The sequence below is a fragment of the Dyadobacter psychrophilus genome, assembly GCF_900167945.1.
GTDB lineage: Bacteria > Bacteroidota > Bacteroidia > Cytophagales > Spirosomataceae > Dyadobacter > Dyadobacter psychrophilus.
In genome coordinates this window covers 578,294-596,713 of record NZ_FUZA01000001.1, presented here as the reverse complement: position 1 = coordinate 596,713, position 18,420 = coordinate 578,294, and the positions used below count along the sequence as shown (strand labels likewise).

Sequence of the window (18,420 nt, the reverse complement as noted above, 5' to 3'; positions counted from 1 at the left end):
ACAATGAAAAACATAAATATAAACGGCAAATTGGGGGCGCTCCTTCTATTAATAGGATTTTTAAATTCTTGTACTGATGTCATAGATGTTAAAGTCCCGAACGGCGGCGCACGATTGGTGGTTGATGCGTCTATTAAGTGGCAAAAAGGTACTACTGGAAAAACACAAACCATTAATCTAAGAAAATCAACTGCTTATTTTGATAAGAATCCGAATGTCCCTGTTACGGGTGCTTCGGTAACAGTAACCAAAGAGAACGACGGGTCTGTATTTGTGTTTGCCGACAAGAATGATGGTAGTTACACTGCAACCGATTTTGTTCCGGAGTTAAACGCATCATATACTTTAAAAATCCTTTACAACGGCAACTCGTACACAGCAACCGAAACCTTAATTGCAGCTCCTGTCGTTAATCGGGTTGAGCAGGCCATCGAAGGTTCTGATGGTGATATAGAAATTGTGCTTCAGGTATTTTTCGACGACCCGGGTGCTGTTAAAAATTATTATTTAGGCGAATTTACTCCGTCTAATTTACCACTGCCGTCTCTTGCAGTTATTAGCGATAAATTTTCAGATGGAAACGAAAATTATATTGAGAACGATAATGAAAACAATGTTGCTGGAGTAACTGTAGGAATTAATGTGTATGGTATTTCACAACGATATTATGACTATCTAAACATATTGATTCAACAATCTGGAAGTGATGAAGGCGGGCCTTTTCCAACTATTCCCGTTCCGTTAAAAGGAAACTGTACTAATGTCAATGATCCTAACGAAGAAGTATTGGGATATTTTAGGCTAGGTGAATTTGATACGACAACCCATACGATTGATTAGCAAGCACCGAACTGCATTTATTTTCTGGTCATTTTCCGCAGCGCAGCCATTTTGGCTACAACAATGTCCACATCCGCTACAAGCGCCAGCCACGCGACGCAGAAATTTGTCTCCGGAAAATAACAAATAAGACAAATGACAAATACGATTTTTATTACCGGTTCTTCAACGGGTATCGGAAGGGCTACGGCCAAATTGTTTGCTGCAAAAGGCTGGAAGGTGATCGCGACCATGCGGAAGCCTGAAAATGAAACGGAACTCCATGCGCTCGATAATGTAACCGTGCTGCCCCTCGATGTGACCAACCCGGCGCAAATCCGCGAAATCACACAGCAGGCTCTGGCTTTGGGTGATATTGATGTGGTATTTAACAATGCGGGTTATGGTTTGTTCGGAGCATTGGAAGCGATGACCGATGAGCAGCTGGTACAGCAAATGGAAACCAATTTTTTCGGTGTCGTGCGGGTGACGCAGGCTTTTATTTCCTATTTCCGTGAACGAAAAGCGGGACTCTTTATCACGACCGGCTCATCGGCAGGACTGATGGCTTTCCCGGTAAGCTCGATGTACGATGCCAGTAAATTTGCGCTGGAAGGATGGGCTGAAAGCTTGTCTTATGAGCTGAATGAGTTTGGGATCGGGATTAAAACCATTGAGCCCGGATTGGTGGCGACGGAAATTGGTGCGAAGTCGGTGTTTGCCTCGCACCCGGCTTATGAAGCATTGATAAACAAATTCATGGCGATGCTTGCACCTGACCAGGCCGCGACGACTTCCGAACAAATCGCGGAAGTGGTGTACGGCGCAGCTACCGATGGTACCAACACATTAAGATACGTCTGTGGCGACGATGCCAAAGAATGGTATGCTAAGCGCCTGGCTCAGGGCGACGAGGTTTTTCGGGAGGGGATCAAACAATTGTTAGCCGCTGTTTAAAATCAAACGGTCTGCCGGCGCGGCTGGAACGATTTGCGCCGGCAGCCCATTATGTGACTATGAAAAGGGAACATCTCAAACCGCGCGTGTACCACTCCATAGGAGAAATGCAGCGTGAATTCGGCCTGCCGCAACCTTTGCACCCGCTGATCAGTTTGCTCGACTTCAATAAGGTGCGGATCACGGCCGAAATGCTGGCAGAAACTTTTGCCATGGATTTTTATAACATCACTTACAACGAGTCGGCGGGCTGCCGGATGCGATATGGGCAAACAACCTACGACTTTCAGGAAGGCGGGATGTTTTTTACCTCGCCGGGCCAGCCCCTGACGGGCATTCAAGTGGCCGAAGAAACCCTGGGATTTACGTTGCTCGTCCACCCTGACTTTCTACGAAACTATCCACTGGACGCTAAAATCAAGCATTATGGCTTTTTCTCTTACTCGGTGACCGAGTCGCTGCATTTATCGGACAAAGAAAAGTTGATCATCGAGGGCATTGCCGGCAACATCGGCGACGAGCTCGAAACGGCGATCGACGACCTGAGCCAGGACGTGTTGATTTCGCAGTTGGAGTTGATGCTGAATTACAGTCAGCGGTTCTACAAACGCCAGTTTATTACCCGCAAACCGATCAACAATGCATTGCTGGAAAAGCTGGACCAATTGCTGAATAATTATTTCAACGACGAAACCGCCCTGCTGAAAGGGCTGCCGAGCGTTCAGTATCTTTCGGACGAACTACACGTTTCCCCCCGCTACCTGGGCGACATGCTCCGCGCACTGACCGGCCAGAATACGCAGCAGCACATTCACAATAAGCTCATCGAAAAAGCAAAGGAAGTGCTGACATTCAGTGATCTGACGGTAGGGGAAATCGCCTATCAGCTCGGTTTTGAGCATCCGCAGTCTTTTAGTAAGTTATTTAAATCAAAGACCAACTTTTCGCCCCTGGAATTCAGAGCGAGCTTTAACTAACCAAGGCGGCCCTTGACCTGAAAGTTTTCCCGCACTACCTGTCTAACTGATATCCAGATTTGTATGTCGTGTAGTCTTCGCCTTATTATTTAGCGCGATGTATAAAATCCGGTTCCCTTTCCATTACCAACGTCGAACGCGAATTTTCTGAAATGCGATGGAAATGGGGCTTGGTAAGCTCTAAAAGCAAAAAGCCCATCAACTTTCGTTGAAGGGCTTTCGTACCCAGAGCCGGAGTCGAACCGGCACGAGTGTAACCTCATTGGTGTTTGAGACCAACGCGTCTACCAATTCCGCCATCTGGGCATTGATCTCTCTTGTTGGGAGTGCAAAAGTATGTAGAAAAATATATTAAGCAAGCGTAATATTGAAAAAATCGCCGGAAAAAATTGCTGCCGCAGATTCCGCAATCGTAACTTCCTTATTCATAACGTAATGCTTCGATGGGGTCAAGGCGGGAGGCTTTGATGGCCGGATAAATTCCTGAAAGAACGCCTACGACCACACAAACCAGAATCCCCATCGCCATCCAAATCCAGGGAACGACAAACGAGCTGTCGGAACTGATAAGACCGGAAATGACATTGCCGATGATAATGCCCAAAATAAGACCGGCGATTCCTCCCAATATGCAAACCACGATGGCTTCGATCAGAAATTGGAAGCGGATCACACCTGGCGTCGCGCCCAGCGATTTGCGGATGCCGATCTCACGCGTCCGCTCGGTAACGGAAACGAGCATAATGTTCATCAGCGCGATGGAAGCGCCCAATAAGGTGATAATGCCAATGCCAAATCCACCGATGCGCAAATAACCCGTGACATTTTCGAAGTCTTTTGCAATGGCATCTGCACGGTCAATGGTGAAGGAATCTTCTTTGCCCAAAACGTCGTTCCGGATGCGGCGCATAATCCCGCGTGCTTCCTCGACAATGAAATCGCCGTCTGAAATGTTAGGGGCCGAGGCGGTAATGTTGTACGTCAATGCTCGGTTTGCGGCAAGTCCCCGGCCATTTTCAAGCGGAATGAGAATGATGCGGTCTGCGTCATTTTGCCCGCCAAGCGACCCTTTCTTTTGCAATACACCAACTACCTTATAACGGCTGCCCATGAAAGTAATGTCCTTATTCAGCGGGTCGACGCGTTCAAAGATCTTTTTAGCAATTTCCTGGCCTATCACTGCAACATTCAGCGCATTTTCCATATCATTCTTGTCGAGGTTACGACCCAGATCGATTTTGTAGCCGTTAATGCCTAAATATTGTTCGTCCGAACCGACGACGCTGCTGTTTGGATTGGTTTTTTTGGAAAGATAATTAACCTGAACCGCGCCTCCGATATCGGCTGAAAGTGAGGCGGTTGCAGTATATGATGTTTTGAATTTATCGGCAAAGGCGAGTGCCTGGCGATAAGTTACGGGCGGATATTGCTTGCTTCGGCGCCCTCCATTTCGGAATTCATCGTCTTCTTTGTTTTTGACCGTAAATGTGTTGGCGCCCAGATCTGCGAAACTGCTGTTTACAGAGTTTTGAATGCCCTCAATCGCGGTCAGGATGCCGACTAAGGAGGTAATTCCAATGGCAATGATGAGCGCAGTTAGCACAGTCCTGAGCAGATTACTTTGGATGGAGCGGAGACCTTCGTCAATATTTTCCCGGATGTTCATGGTTTTAGAGCTTGTGCACCATAATGTGGATTCTGTCGTTTTCTTTTTATATTTAAAAATCAATCCGATTGTAAAGCTGCGCATGAAACATGAAAGAATCAAACCAGTGATACGCTTGTTTATCCCGCTTATCACTTTTTTAACCTTATCATTTAACAGCATGTCCAACAGGCTGCTTATCCCGATGGATGAGGGGCAAAAGAACCATTTAAAGGCTTATGGAATATCCTACTGGATTCTGAAAAACTTTGAAATGGAGATGGACTGGCTGCTGAATTATCGCGGAGGCAGCTTCATGATCGCATATAATCAACAATTTGCCTCTGAAATGACCGTACGCGGCGTAAGTTTCGAAGTGATATCGGAAGGACAGGCCGGACAAATCCTGAGCCAGATTAGCGCGCCGGATGTTAATATGGACGCGGTGAAGTTACAAAAAGCGCCAAAAATAGCGGTTTACTCTCCAAAATCGAAGCTTCCCTGGGATGACGCCGTAACCCTCGTGCTTACTTATGCGGAGATTCCTTATGATGTGATTTATGATGATGAAGTGCTGAACAACAAGCTGCCGGAATATGACTGGCTGCATTTGCACCACGAAGATTTTACGGGCCAGTTTGGTAAATTTTATCAATACAAAGATTTTCCATGGTATCGCGAGCAAAAGCGTGAAGCCGAAGAAACAGCGAATAAATACCAGTTTGGCAATGTTCCGCAGATGAAACTGGCGGTTGCGAAGCGAATTGCAGAGTTTGTAACGGGCGGCGGTTATATGTTCGCTATGTGCAATGCAACAGATACATTCGACATTACGCTGGCGGCAGACGGACTGGACATCGTGGAGGCTATGTATGACGGCACGCCGGTGGACCCGACTGCGAATGGCAAGCTCAATTATGATAACACGTTTGCTTTCAAGGACTTCAAAACCATTTCTTATCCCTACGAAGTGGAATTTTCTGACATCGATAACCAGCCCGAAGAGCGCGGTCTGACGGAGCCTAATGACTTCTTTTCTCTATTTCAGTTTTCGGCCAAATGGGATCCTGTTCCCAGTATGCTTACACAGAACCATCAGACTATTATCAAAGGGTTTTTAGGTCAGACAACTGCTTTCAAAAACCGCCTTATCAAGCCTGAGGTAATCATATTAGCGGAAAACAAAACGGCAAAAGAGGCTCGTTACATTCATAGCACGCATGGGAAGGGCTTTTTTACCTTTTATGGCGGTCATGATCCGGAAGATTACCAGCATAGGGTAGGCGAAGAACCTACCGACCTGAACCTGCACCCAAATTCAGCGGGTTACAGGCTGATTCTTAACAATATTCTGTTTCCGGCAGCGAAAAAGAAGAAACTTAAAACCTAGGTTTCTAAAACTCTTTTTCCTGTTTCAAATCACACAAACCGTGCGCTATCGCACGGTTTTTTGTTTTTATATTTTTGGTAAGGTATTGATTTTAAGTAGGTTACTTATTGGCATAATAATGGATTATTATAAGCAGATTAGCCATGAAACCACATTCAACCTCCAAACAAAAAAACAATGGATCGGGAAGTTGCGCCGGACTACATTAGAACTACTAGGAACCGACGATGGCTGTTCATCGCGCTGGGGATTACCGTAACAGCAACATTGCTTTACTTTTTCCGTAAATCGCTTGGCAGCACATTGGAAAGCGCTCGTATCCGCACGGCGACGGTTGAAAACGGGAATGTTGAAAACACATTAACTGCGTCAGGAGAAGTGATCCCGGCTTACGAGCAGATTTTCACGAGCCCGATCCGTGCCAGCATCAAGCGTATTTTGCTCACGCCCGGAACGCAGGTGAAACCGGGACAAGCCATTGTTGAGCTAGACAAATCGCTTACCGAAATTGAATCAGAACGCTATGAAGATCAGCTGAAATTGAAGCAAAACAGCATTGAACAGCTGCGGATGAAATTGAACAAGGATCTCTACGATGCAGAGATCAACGACAGGATCAAATTGCTGAACATTAACAAGTTGCGGGCTGATTTTGAGGATGCCAAAAGACTTCAAAAAGTAGGAGGAGGCACCGCCGAAGACATTACCAGAGCAGAGAACGCTTTGAAAATCGCTGAACTGGAAAAACAGCAGCTGGAAAACGATTTAAAATACAATCGCGAATCTATGGGTGCAAGTCTGAAAGAGACTGAACTCGGTGCGCAGATAGAAAGCAAAAACTTGAAGGAATTGCAGCACAAGCTGAGAATGGCCGATATCGTTGCAGACCGGAAAGGAGTTTTGACGTGGGTCAACGAAAATATCGGCTCGTCCGTGAACGAAGGCGAGATGCTTGCAAAAGTGGCGGATCTGGGCAGTTTCCGGGTGGAAGGAAGTTGCTCGGACATTTATGCAGACCAGGTGAAAGCGGGGCTTAATGTGATTATCAAACTAAATGAGGTGACATTAAGGGGCGTGATTACGCAGGTGAAACCGGCGGTAAAAGATGGCGTGATCGGGTTTGTGATTCAGCTGGATAATGCTAAAAGTGAGTCGCTTAGGCCTAATATGAAGGTCGAAGTTTACGTGGTGACGAGCAGCAGTTCCAATACTTTGCGTGTAGCGAATGGCCCGGCATTTACGGGAAAGAAAAAGCAGTTTGTATATGTTTTAAAGGATAACAAAGCGCTGCGCCGCGAAGTGGAAACCGGTCTTTCCAATTTTGATTTTATTGAAATCAAGAGCGGTTTGGAAGTAGGAGAGAAGGTGATCCTGACGGACTTGAATGTTTATGAGCATTTAGAAGAAATTTCAATTCAATAAATGCTATGAAAAACTTCTTCTTTCTATTCCTTCTTGCGTTTTTTATCACTATTCCTGTCTTTGCCCAACTTCGGAGTTTGTCTTTGCAGGATGTGGTTTCAATGGCGAAGGATCAGTCGATAGCATCAAAACAGGCCGTCACGGCCCGGAAAACGAATTACTGGCAGTTCCGCTCATTTCAGGCGGATTATAAGCCACAACTTAGCTTAAAGGGAACAATTCCGGGTTTCACCAGATCTTACATTCAGGTTACGCAACCTGACGGAACGATCTCTTTTGAGCAAGTTTCAAATAACAACTCTTTATTGAATCTGTCTCTCAGTCAGAGTATTGCGCTTACCGGAGGCACTGTTTATGTGCAACAGCAGACGCAGCGATTTGATGATTTTGCCAGAAACAATACGCGCTATAATGGTATTCCTTTTGAAATCGGCATTAGCCAGCCGCTTTTCCGGTTGAACACATTGAAATGGGACCGGAAAATCCAGCCATTAAAATACCAGGAAGGAAATCAGCAGTTTATCCAGTCTTTGGAACAGGTTGCCCTGGACGCGACAGGTTATTATTTCGAACTGCTTGTAGCACAGGTTAATTTACAGATTGCGGAAAAAAACCGGAGTAATAATGATACACTTTACAAGATCGCGCAGCACAAATTGGAATTGGGTAAAATTTCTCAAAATGACCTGTTACAGCTTCAAATGGGACTTTTGACTGCTCAAAAAGACCTTGCATCTGCACAGCAAGCCGCTGCTGTTGCATCTCTGAAACTAAAAATGTACATGGGCTCGCGGGACGAAAGAGAGCTGGAACTTGAAATTCCATTGGAGGCTGCGGAATTTGCCATTAATACACAACTTGCATTGGATGAGGCTTTTGCAAATCGATCGGCGGCTGTTGGTTTCCGGCGAAAGCTACTCGAAGCTGAGCGTGAAGTGCAGTTTGCAAAGAAAGAAAATGGCCTTAACGCTTCGCTGAATGCAACATTTGGGTTATCCAACCAGGGCGCCCGGCCATCGGACGTGTATATGAACCCGCAGGATCGTGAATTTGTGGAGCTGCAATTTACCTTGCCGATCATGACTTGGGGACGTAACAAAGCACGGACAGAAGTGGCCAAGGCGAACCAGGAGTTTGCGCAACAGTCCGTAGAGCAGGACAAGCTGACATTTGAGCAGGAGATTTTTACGCAGGTCACCCTTTTGCAAATGTTACAAAAGCAGGTAAAACTCACCAAATTGGCCGATAATATCGCCGCAGACCGCTATCAGATCGCCAAAGAGAGATTTATCCTTAGTGACCTCAGCGTAACGGACCTGGGCATAGCGACCCAGGAAAAAGACATTGCCCGTCGCGACTATATTATAGCATTAAGGGATTACTGGCAATCCTATTATAGCCTGAGAATTTTGACATTATACGATTTTGAACAAAATAAAAAAATTACATACTAAGCCATGATTAAACTCGAAAACGTTGAAAAAGTCTACCGCACCAGCGCAATTGAAACATTAGCGCTCAACAACATTAATATTAATGTCAGAAAAGGTGAATTCGTCTCCATTATGGGACCTTCCGGATGCGGGAAAAGCACATTGCTTAACATTATGGGCCTGTTGGACACGCCCAGCAAAGGACACATTGAGATCGATGGAAGCAAAGTTGAAAAGTACACCGACAAATCGTTAGCACATTTGCGAAACCAAAAGCTGGGTTTCATTTTTCAAAGCTTTCACCTGATCAATGATCTTTCTGTGATAGACAATGTTGAAATTCCGCTGCTGTATCGCACGAGTTCCTCCAAAGACCGACGCGAACTGGCACAGGAAGCGTTGGAAAAAGTGGGATTGAGCAACCGGATGAAGCATTTTCCGAAACAGCTTTCGGGAGGACAAAAGCAGCGTGTAGCCATCGCACGGGCAATTGTAGGCAAACCGGAAATCATCCTCGCGGATGAGCCAACCGGAAATCTGGATAGTGCAATGGGCAACGAAATTCTGAGCATTCTGCAACAGCTGAACGAAGGAGGCGCCACCATCGTCATGGTAACCCACGACGACGCCATGGCCAAACGCACGCACAGGCTTATCAGGCTGTTTGACGGAACGCAGGTATTTTAATTTTGAATCACGCTCAGTATTATGCTTCTAAACTATATCAAAATCGCCTGGAAAGTTTTGCTGCGGCATCCTTTCTATACATTTATTACGCTCTTCGGCATTAGTCTCACGCTTACGGTGCTGATGGTGCTTACTTCGTTTCTGGACCATTTGTTTGGAACACATTACCCTGAGGTTAACCGCGATCGCTCGCTTTATGTAGCCACGGTTATCCAGACCGATTCTGCAAAGACTTCCATGTCGTCCGGGCCCGCGACTTTTGATTTTTTGACCAAACACGTCAAGTCACTCAAATCGGCGGATAAGGTGGCTATCATGTCAAATTTCAGTTTTTCCAACACTTATATTAATGGGAAGAGGATTAAGCTGAACACGAAATACACGGATTCTGAGTTTTGGGATGTAATGGGTTTTGAGTTTTTGGAGGGAAAACCTTACAATGACAATAATATTAAAAATTCCGATCATGTGGCCGTTATTACTGATGCGCTGCGTGACCAGTATTTTGAAACTGGCGGCAAATCTGTTTTAGGAAAAGACATTGAAATTGAAAATATACATTACCGGGTTATTGGTGTGGTAAAAGGAAGTCCTCCAACGCGTATTTACAGTTATTCTGACATTTATTTTCCCTATACCGCGCCTAAAAGCAATTATGAAAACAAAGGACTGAGAGGCCGCTACATTGCGATCGCCACCGCCAAAGAAACCGCTGATATGCCCGCTATACAATCAGAATTTGACAGCAATATTTCCAGGATACCTTATTCAGAAATACATACTGAAAAGAATCTGACTGTTTTAGAAGTTAAAGCGGATAAGTATTTTGATCACTTCGTCAATACTTTTGCCAGAAGCAGCACGCAACGATTTTTGTTTTACACGGTGGTTAGCTTTGTAATACTCATGTTTATGGGGTTGCCCGCCATTAATCTCGTGAATGTCAATGTCAGCCGGATCTTGGAACGCGCTTCTGAGATTGGCGTCAGAAAAGCATTTGGTGCGCCTTCGTCTGCGCTGCTTTGGCAATTCATCATTGAAAACATTTTCATCACCTTCATTGGAGGCGCATTTGCACTGGCACTGTCCAGCCTGATCATTTACCTGATCAATTCCAGCGGCTGGATCGCGTACGCAGACCTCACGATCAACATTCCCGTCTTTGTAATAAGCCTTTCAGTATGCCTGTTTTTCGGGCTCCTTTCCGGCGTCCTACCCGCTTTCCGAATGTCGAGGTTAAAGATCGTAGACGCTTTGAAGGTGTAATTCTCCATTCAGTCATATAGCGCTGCTGCGCCCGCTCATTCAAAATTAAACATCATGCTTCAACACCTTTTCAAACTCATCTGGAATAAAAAGGGGACGCATTCCCTGCTTATTATCGAAATTCTCGCGTCTTTTCTGGTGCTTTTCGGAGTGCTGTCATTAATTGTTTTCAATGTTAGGAATTTTCTGCAACCTATTGGTTTTGAATATGAACAGGTCTGGAACCTGGATCTGGCCAGCAACCAGGATACAGTGGATGTGTCCCGGAAATTAACGAATGTAATGCAGCGGATCAGGTCTTATAAAGAAGTCGAAACGGCCTCAAGAATGAGCAGCAACGCGCCATTTTCGGCAAACCAGGTGAGCAGCTCGATCACTTATAATAAAGTATCCGTCGGAGCAGATTTTTACGCAACAGATCAGGATTTTAACAAGGTGCTCGACCTGCCATTGTTGAAAGGGCGTTGGTATAGGGAGGGTGACAGGGTTGCAAAATTCATTCCCATCGTCATTAATAAAAAGACGGAAGAAAAGCTGTTTTTAAATGAGACCTCATTGAATAAGATCATTAAAGTTGACGATAAGCGCTCTTATAAGGTTGTGGGCGTTGTGGAGAGTTTTAAAGCCAAAGGAGAGTTCATGTCGGACAGTCCGGCGCTGTTTGAAATGATTGCCAAGGATGATAGCTGGAATTCCAATGTCCTCATTAAGACAAAACGTGGCACCGATGCGAATTTTGAGGCACAACTGGTTAAAGACATGGCAGTGATGCTTCCCGGTTGGGGAATTGAAGTTAGTTATTTGAAGGAATCACGTCACAACCGGCATAATCTGACACTTGTTCCGGTAATTATATTTCTCATTGTAAGCGCGTTTTTGCTAACCAATGTTGCGCTGGGCTTATTCGGAATCCTCAATCTCAATATTTCGCGCAGAAAAAATGAGATCGGACTTCGTCGGGCAATGGGGGCAACGGAGGGCAAGGTTATCATTCAGTTTCTAGGAGAAATATGGGTGATAGCGACCTTTAGTCTGATTATCGGGTTGCTTTTTGCCATTCAGTTTCCGCTGATGAATGTGTTTGATCTGGATAGTGAAATTTACATCACTTCAATTTTCGCATCCATTGCCGTAATTTACATGATCGTTACGCTCTGCGCGTGGCTCCCGAGCAAACAAGCGTCCAGGATTCATCCGGCGTTGGCGTTGCACGAGGAGTAGGTGAAACAAGTTTAGGTCGCCGATGCGATGAGCGGATGTTTGTGTAATGAATGATTGATTGAACGCCTCCTGAAATGCTACTGATAGTTGACGACGATTTAGCGATTCGTACTTCTTTGATCCTGCTGTTAAAAAAAGAGGGATTTGAGGTGAGAGGTGTGGGTTCGCCTGATGAAACTTTTGATATTTTAAAATCGGTAACGCCGGAGCTGATCCTGCTGGATCTGAATTTCTCTATCGAAACTTCGGGAAAGGAGGGAATGCAGCTTTTGCAGCAGATCAAGAAGCGTTATCCGGCCATTCCGGTGATCCTGATCACGGGCTGGGGGACTATCGACCTGGCAGTGAGGGGAATGAAAGAGGGTGCCATTGATTTTATTACGAAGCCCTGGCAAAACGATCATGTGCTGCAATCGGTCAGGACAATTCTAAATCTGTCACAGACATTGCCGCTTTCCGGCAGCAGGAAAAAGCTTGAACAGCAGTATCATTTCCAAAACATTGTAGGACAGGATCCTAAACTGCTGGAAATCCTGGAAACCGTCGGCAGGGTTGCTTCCACCGATGCGGCGGTGCTCATTACGGGTGAAAGCGGCACGGGGAAAGAGCTCATTGCTGAGGCGATTCATATGAATAGCAAAAGAAAATCCAGGCCGTTTGTAAAGGTAAATCTTGGTGGGATTTCTTCAACATTGTTTGAAAGCGAGCTCTTTGGGCACGTTCGCGGTGCTTTTACAGATGCCAAAACGGATAGGGTAGGCCGCTTCGAAATGGCGCATAAGGGTTCTATTTTTTTGGATGAAATAGGGGAGTTAGACTTATCGAGCCAGGTGAAATTGCTGCGTGTGCTGCAGGAGCGGACTTTTGAGCCATTAGGAAGTAGTAAGAGCCGTACGGTTGATGTGCGTGTGATTTGCGCCACAAACCGGAATTTGGAAGAAATGGTCGCCCAGGGAACATTCAGAGAAGATCTTTATTACCGTATCAACCTCATAACAGTTAAACTGCCGGCGCTTCGGGAACGGCCGGACGACATTCCATTGCTTTCCGAATTTTTTGTTAACAATCTAAAAATCATCTACCAACGCCCCAATTTACGGCTTAGCCCGGCCGCAATGAAATGGCTGAAAACATTGCAGTTGCAGGGAAATATCCGTCAGTTAAAAAACCTGGTCGAGCGCACGGTATTACTTTCCAGCTCGGAAACGCTTGATATTGCAGATCTGCAACGAAATCTGAGCGGAGGTGCGCAGCCATCTGCCCAAAAAAATCTTCCGGAAGTAGGCGCGATCACTTTGGAGGAAATGGAATACCAAATGATCGCAAAAGCCATGCAGTTTCATCAGAATAAGGTCAGTAAAGTGGCCCGATCGCTAGGGATTACCCGGTTTGCACTTTACCGCCGGCTTGAAAAATATGGTATTTCCTACGAATCGGAGGACGCATGAGATTATCAACAAAGGCCAAATACATCCTTTATATTTTGGCATTGCACATTGTTCTGGTCTTCTTGGTTTACAAAATTCTGTATCAGGATAAAGTGCTTTTCATTGGGTTCTGAGGTGTTTTTGCTGCTTTCTGCGATCGTTTCCATTCAGATTTACCGAAATTTTATGCAACCTATCCAATTTGTGAAATCCGGGATCGAGGCCATTAAGGACAAAGATTTTTCCATAAAATTCGTCCCGACCGGCAAGGGTGAGGTCGACACATTAATTGAAGTTTACAATCTAATGATAGACCAGCTTCGCGAGGAGCGCACACGCTTGCACGAGCAGCATTTTTTTCTTGAAAAACTCATTGCGGCGTCACCGATTTCCATTATTATCCTTGATTTTGATGAGAGAATCAGTTCCTTTAATGTGAAAGCAGAGGAATATTTCAAAGATGAAGCAGCGGGTTTAAAAGGGCTTTTGTTAGAGGAAACAAACAATGCATTGCTGATCGAACTCGCAGGTATTCAGGATGGTGAGTCGAAAATTGTGAAGACCAATGGCGTGGTTACTTTCAAAGTGCAGCGGTCGCATTTTATGGATCAGGGTTTTCGGCGTTCATTCCTGATGATCGAAGAGCTTACGAATGAACTGCTTGAATCAGAAAAAAATGCTTATGGAAAGGTGATCCGCATGATGGCGCACGAGGTCAACAATACATTAGGCGCCACGGACTCTATTTTGCAGACAACAACAACTATTCTTTCGGACGATTCCTATCAGGATCTCAGGGAAGCTCTGGTAATTGCCTCGGAACGCAATCAGCGGCTGACAAAATTCATGCGAAATTTTGCAGATGTGGTTCGGCTGCCAGCGCCGGTGCCCCTTCGCACGGATCTGAACAAATTTATAAGGGATATTGCCGTTTTCATGGAGCCAGCCGCCGCCAGCCATGGGGTTTCCATCCAGACATTCCTACCAGAGGAAGTGGTGTTCAAAAACCTGGATATCGGTCAAATGGAACATGTGCTTGTCAATGTTGTTAAAAATGCCATCGAAGCATGCAAACAGGGCAACGAGATCAGGATCGAAATTTCACAAAGCGATCTTACAATCAGGAATAACGGCAATCCCATCGAAGCCGAAGTTGGAGCCCAACTATTCAACCCATTTTTCAGTACCAAACACGACGGGCAAGGCATCGGCCTGACATTAACCCGCGAAATCCTGATCAACCACGGCTTCACATTTTCCTTGCAAACCAACGCAGACGGCTGGACAGTTTTTCGGATTGAAATGTAGGGGATTGGTAGGCTTTTTACCGAAGAATAATTGATATCTGACTTCTGATAAACGAAACTGAATTTGTAATTGCAAATGTGTTTCTTGATCACAAACAGCAAGCGCACGCGGATCATGAGAAGTAAGATAACAGGCGGAGAAACTGAATTTTTATTTGCAACTAAACTTCTCCAAAAGTATGATGTCAAATATTTTAAATGTAAGGAAACAGGTTTTATCCAAACTGAGAATCCCTTCTGGCTTTCGGAAGCTTACGAATCGGCTATAACAAAGCTTGACGTAGGCCTTGTGAATAGGAATGTTAACCTTGCAACTCAAACAGAGAAGATTCTTATCAAATTTTTCAATTACAAACAGAATTTCCTAGATTATGCTGGTGGATATGGGCTGTTCACGCGCATTATGCGAGACAAAGGCTTCAAGTTTTACAATACAGACAAGTTTTGCCAAAACCTGTTTGCGGAATATTTTGATTTGAAGCAGTTTTCCACGGGAACTTATTTCGAGCTGGTAACCGCATTTGAGGTGTTTGAGCACCTGGCCAATCCACTCGAAGAAATAGGTGAGATTCTTCAATTGTCCGATAACGTGCTCTTCACGACTGAGCTTCTTCCTGATGATCTGGAATCCTTCAAAAATTGGTACTATTTATCTGCTGAGACAGGGCAGCACATATCTTTTTACAGCCTGGAATCTTTAAAATATCTAGCCCTGTATTTCGGTAGAAATCTTTATACTAATAGGAGGACAACACATCTGTTAACTAAAAGAAAGCTGGATTCTGATCCATTCTATGTGCCGGTTGTAAGGGAGCCGTTTCTGCTTCGTAAAGCCAGAAAGTATGTGAGAAGAAATGATGAAAAAGGGCAAATTTACATGGAAAGCCTGATTGGCCACGATTGGAATTTAATAAAAGATAAGTTAAATAGCTAACACACAATCAAACCTTGCGAACCCGGATTGCGAACGCGTTTGCTGGATTGCCGACCATCATTTGCCGGATATCTGCGTCTGTGAAACCTTTCGTTTTCAGCAAGGGCAGCAGCTTGTCTGAGATTGTGGTGTAGCCTCGGAAATCGCCACCGTTTGGTTCGCCGGGGCGATACCAGCCTGCATCATGAGAAACGAGTATTTGTTTGATGAAACCTTGTTGTTTCAGAAATGAAATTAGTTCGGCGCTTTTTTCAACATTGTCTTCATTAACACCGTCCAGGCTGATCCAGCAACCACTTTTCCCGATACTTTGAAAATCATCATTGCTTCCGCTGGCATGTACCCAAACGAATGCAGTAGCACTAACGCCAGATTTTAGCAAAATGTCAAGTTCCTCTTGGGCCGGAGTTGCGGGTCCGGTGTGTGAACAAATTGTAAGGCCTGTTTTTAAATGGGTAAGTGCCGCTGCTTTAATGAGTTTTTGATGGATTTCAGAAAGTGGTCCGCTATTGACACCTGTTTTAATGAAGCCCGGCTTAATTCTTGTTCCCTCAATGCCATTTTCAAATTCAGCAATCCAGCGGTTGGCTAGCTGTTCTGCGGTTTCTTTGAATGCGAATGCAGGTAAATATTTGTTATCCGAGGCACCATAGTAGCCTGTATTCGTCAAGATATTTAACCCGGATTTTTCTGATAACTTTTGAAGCAACAAAACGTCCCTGCCAATGTACGCCGGTGTACATTCCACGAAACTCTGAATGCCACGCTTTTTGATCTCCGATAAATGGGGAAGCGCCTTTGCTATAACTTCATCATGTTTCCACCTATCCGCCGAAATCTTGTCCCCCCCGATAAAATCAACAAGAACATGCTCATGAATAAGCGTCACGCCCAGATTGGAGACATTAATTTTCCCATTAACACTATTGGTAAATGGCTCTTCAAAAGAAAACTCGGTCAAAAACGGCAGGCCAGCACAAGCAGTAATAAAATGCCTTCTTGATAAAGTTTGTTTTGATGGTTTATTGTTTGCTTCCATCACATTTTAAAATGATTATTGATTCACCTCACAAGAACCACAAACTTACTTCATCAGCAACGCAACTCTACTCAATCAGGATAAACGGTGTGGGGCTGAATGAAATGATAAAGATAATCAATGCGCAGATGCCGAGGATGATGCGGGGGGCGTCGAGTGGCTCGTTTTCATCTGTTTCAGGATGGCGGATGCCCAGGAAGCGTCCCAAAATAAATATAAATGGCAAAAATCCTGTGGAACCCTGCCAATCCGGGCGGATATAAGAAACGGCGAATTGGCCTACTACAACGATTAAACTTAACATTAAGCCCGTCATCGGACTGTCACTGGCCCTTTTGAAACAGATATAGAGGAAATAAATGTAGATCGCCAGATAGAAAAAGCGCTCGTAGAAAACAGCATTATTTCCTGTTGCAAACGACTCAGCGGTGAAAAGCCCTAAACCTGCATAAAACGCGAAAAATCCGAACAGGATTGGCGCTACAATATCAAACCTTTTCTTGCCTATTAAGCCATAAAGAATGTGTCCGCCATCCAGTTGGCCAATTGGAATAAGATTGAGCGATGTGAAGAAAAGCGCCAGATATCCTGCGAAAATGTATGGATAGTGGATCATTTCGTAAGCGTGCGGCAATCTGGCCGGATCTGCAATGTAAGTTTTGAATAACCAAAAAAGAATGTTGTCTCCCAAGGCGATGTTACCTGACGCATTTTCATACGCAAATTGCGGGTAACTCAAACCAAAACGAGCATATTCGGGATGTATGGAAAAGATATATTCGGGCGGAGGCAAATGGGTAAAGCCATACCAAAGCACAACCAAGGCAGCAATAAAGCCTGCCAGCGGGCCCGCAATGCCGATATCAAAGAATTTCAAACGCGAACGGACCACGGATTTAATGCGAATAAACGCGCCCATTGTGCCTATGCTGTTTGAAATACCAAACCAAAGAGGAATGTAGTAAGGAAGCGTGACCTTTACCTGATGCATCCTGGCGACAAAATAATGCCCGAATTCATGAATGGTCAAAATCGCCAGGAAAGGAATTGAGAATTGAAAACCGTGCTGAAACTCAGGCCATCCTAATAATTTGACTGTTTCATCGGTGACCGGTTTCTCGGCACCCTTGCCCATCAGCAGATAGGCGAAATCGTATACAAAAGAAAAAATGTTGCCATACATCCATTCCGCCCCAGCCATGGTGGTGGTAATGATCGTCAATACAAAAAGAACGGCCTGGATGATGTAGGTGCGTGTGCTAGACTGCATAGTCTTTGAGATATTCCAAAATGGTTACAGGTTTCTGGACGTGGATAGTGTCAATGCCCAATTTTGACGCAGCTTCAATGTTGGCCAGATTATCGTCCAGAAACAATGTTTCCTCTGCTTTGAGGCCTGCCTGCTCCAACACTTTTTGATAAATCCGTGGATCAGGCTTCATTAAGCCCATTTCATAAGAAAGGAAAACGGTTTCGAAAAGATCTTCCAGTTTTTCGATTCCCGTTGACGCTTCAAGGATTTTATTGACTTGCGTAATGTGGATCGAACTGGTGTTACTGAGGAGAAAAAGACGATAATTTTTGGCAAGATTTTGAAGCAGCTCCACGCGCTCGGGAGGAAGATCCAGCAGCAGGCTGTTCCAGGCTGTATCAATAGCTTCGTCGGAAAGGTCAGAGAAGTCGAGGATTTTTCTGACGTAATTGCGAAACCCGGCTTCATCCAGCTCACCGGTTTCAAATTGCCGGAAAAGCGCATTTTTACTAAATAGTTCAAGAATTTCTGCTTGTTCCCTGCCGCTTAATTCCGCAAATGACTTCGACGCAACTGGCACATCAATATTCAGAATTACGTCGCCAAGGTCAAAAATGATATTCTTTATTTTGCTATTCTTCATC

16 protein-coding genes and 1 tRNA gene are annotated in these 18,420 nt (G+C 44.9%); 12 read left to right on the top strand and 5 right to left on the bottom strand.

The features are described 5' to 3' along the window. Positions 1-3 precede the first annotated feature (3 nt). From B5X68_RS02715 to B5X68_RS02705, 3 genes are all read left to right on the top strand, one after another. Positions 4-840, top strand: a complete 837-nt coding sequence (locus B5X68_RS02715; RefSeq protein WP_082213123.1) for a DUF4249 family protein — start codon at positions 4-6, stop codon at positions 838-840. Between the two features lie 135 nt (positions 841-975). Beyond that, positions 976-1,776: an SDR family oxidoreductase gene (locus B5X68_RS02710; protein WP_082213122.1), complete on the top strand. Its 801-nt coding sequence runs from the start codon at positions 976-978 to the stop codon at positions 1,774-1,776. A 59-nt stretch (positions 1,777-1,835) separates the two neighbouring features. Next, positions 1,836-2,753, top strand: a complete 918-nt coding sequence (locus tag B5X68_RS02705) for a helix-turn-helix domain-containing protein (RefSeq protein ID WP_082213121.1) — start codon at positions 1,836-1,838, stop codon at positions 2,751-2,753. Positions 2,754-2,975: 222 nt separating this feature from the next. On the opposite strand, the gene B5X68_RS02700 is transcribed toward B5X68_RS02705, so the two are convergent. Together B5X68_RS02700 and B5X68_RS02695 are read right to left on the bottom strand one after the other, a co-directional pair. Beyond that, positions 2,976-3,059 (bottom strand) — tRNA-Leu (locus B5X68_RS02700). Between the two features lie 115 nt (positions 3,060-3,174). Further along, positions 3,175-4,419 carry an ABC transporter permease gene (locus B5X68_RS02695; RefSeq protein WP_082213120.1) on the bottom strand — a complete coding sequence of 415 codons (1,245 nt, stop codon included), beginning with the start codon at positions 4,417-4,419 and terminating at the stop codon, positions 3,175-3,177. Positions 4,420-4,525: 106 nt separating this feature from the next. Here B5X68_RS02695 and B5X68_RS02690 point away from each other — a divergent pair, with 106 nt between their 5' ends. The 9 genes from B5X68_RS02690 to B5X68_RS02650 all read left to right on the top strand — a co-directional run bounded on the left by B5X68_RS02690 (position 4,526) and on the right by B5X68_RS02650 (position 15,485). Then, positions 4,526-5,788, top strand: coding sequence for an asparagine synthetase B (locus B5X68_RS02690; protein ID WP_082213953.1), 1,263 nt, complete (start codon positions 4,526-4,528; stop codon positions 5,786-5,788). A gap of 177 nt (positions 5,789-5,965) precedes the next feature. Next, positions 5,966-7,210 carry an efflux RND transporter periplasmic adaptor subunit gene (locus B5X68_RS02685; protein ID WP_082213119.1) on the top strand — a complete coding sequence of 415 codons (1,245 nt, stop codon included), beginning with the start codon at positions 5,966-5,968 and terminating at the stop codon, positions 7,208-7,210. 5 nt (positions 7,211-7,215) lie between these two features. Then, on the top strand, positions 7,216-8,664 hold the full coding sequence (locus tag B5X68_RS02680) for a TolC family protein (protein WP_082213118.1): 1,449 nt from the start codon (positions 7,216-7,218) through the stop codon (positions 8,662-8,664). Positions 8,665-8,667: 3 nt separating this feature from the next. Next, positions 8,668-9,330, top strand: coding sequence for an ABC transporter ATP-binding protein (locus tag B5X68_RS02675; RefSeq protein WP_082213117.1), 663 nt, complete (start codon positions 8,668-8,670; stop codon positions 9,328-9,330). 21 nt (positions 9,331-9,351) lie between these two features. After that, complete coding sequence (locus B5X68_RS02670; protein ID WP_082213116.1) at positions 9,352-10,596, top strand: ABC transporter permease; 1,245 nt, start codon at positions 9,352-9,354, stop codon at positions 10,594-10,596. A 54-nt stretch (positions 10,597-10,650) separates the two neighbouring features. Next, positions 10,651-11,817, top strand: a complete 1,167-nt coding sequence (locus B5X68_RS02665) for an ABC transporter permease (RefSeq protein ID WP_082213115.1) — start codon at positions 10,651-10,653, stop codon at positions 11,815-11,817. A gap of 74 nt (positions 11,818-11,891) precedes the next feature. Further along, positions 11,892-13,265: a sigma-54-dependent transcriptional regulator gene (locus B5X68_RS02660; protein WP_082213114.1), complete on the top strand. Its 1,374-nt coding sequence runs from the start codon at positions 11,892-11,894 to the stop codon at positions 13,263-13,265. 165 nt (positions 13,266-13,430) lie between these two features. Further along, a complete protein-coding gene (locus B5X68_RS02655; RefSeq protein ID WP_310588584.1) occupies positions 13,431-14,552 on the top strand; it encodes a sensor histidine kinase in 1,122 nt (373 codons plus the stop codon). A gap of 114 nt (positions 14,553-14,666) precedes the next feature. Further along, complete coding sequence (locus B5X68_RS02650) at positions 14,667-15,485, top strand: class I SAM-dependent methyltransferase (RefSeq protein WP_170916558.1); 819 nt, start codon at positions 14,667-14,669, stop codon at positions 15,483-15,485. Between the two features lie 7 nt (positions 15,486-15,492). Here B5X68_RS02650 and B5X68_RS02645 read toward each other — a convergent pair whose 3' ends face one another. From B5X68_RS02645 to B5X68_RS02635, 3 genes are all read right to left on the bottom strand, one after another. After that, positions 15,493-16,524: a phosphotriesterase family protein gene (locus B5X68_RS02645; RefSeq protein WP_082213112.1), complete on the bottom strand. Its 1,032-nt coding sequence runs from the start codon at positions 16,522-16,524 to the stop codon at positions 15,493-15,495. Positions 16,525-16,591: 67 nt separating this feature from the next. Continuing rightward, a complete protein-coding gene (locus B5X68_RS02640) occupies positions 16,592-17,794 on the bottom strand; it encodes a site-2 protease family protein (RefSeq protein WP_082213111.1) in 1,203 nt (400 codons plus the stop codon). Next, positions 17,784-18,419 (bottom strand): HAD family hydrolase, encoded by a 636-nt coding sequence (locus tag B5X68_RS02635; RefSeq protein WP_082213110.1) that lies wholly within the window; start codon positions 18,417-18,419, stop codon positions 17,784-17,786. The genes B5X68_RS02640 and B5X68_RS02635 overlap by 11 nt, the downstream gene beginning before the upstream one ends. Between the last annotated feature and the right edge of the window lies 1 nt (position 18,420).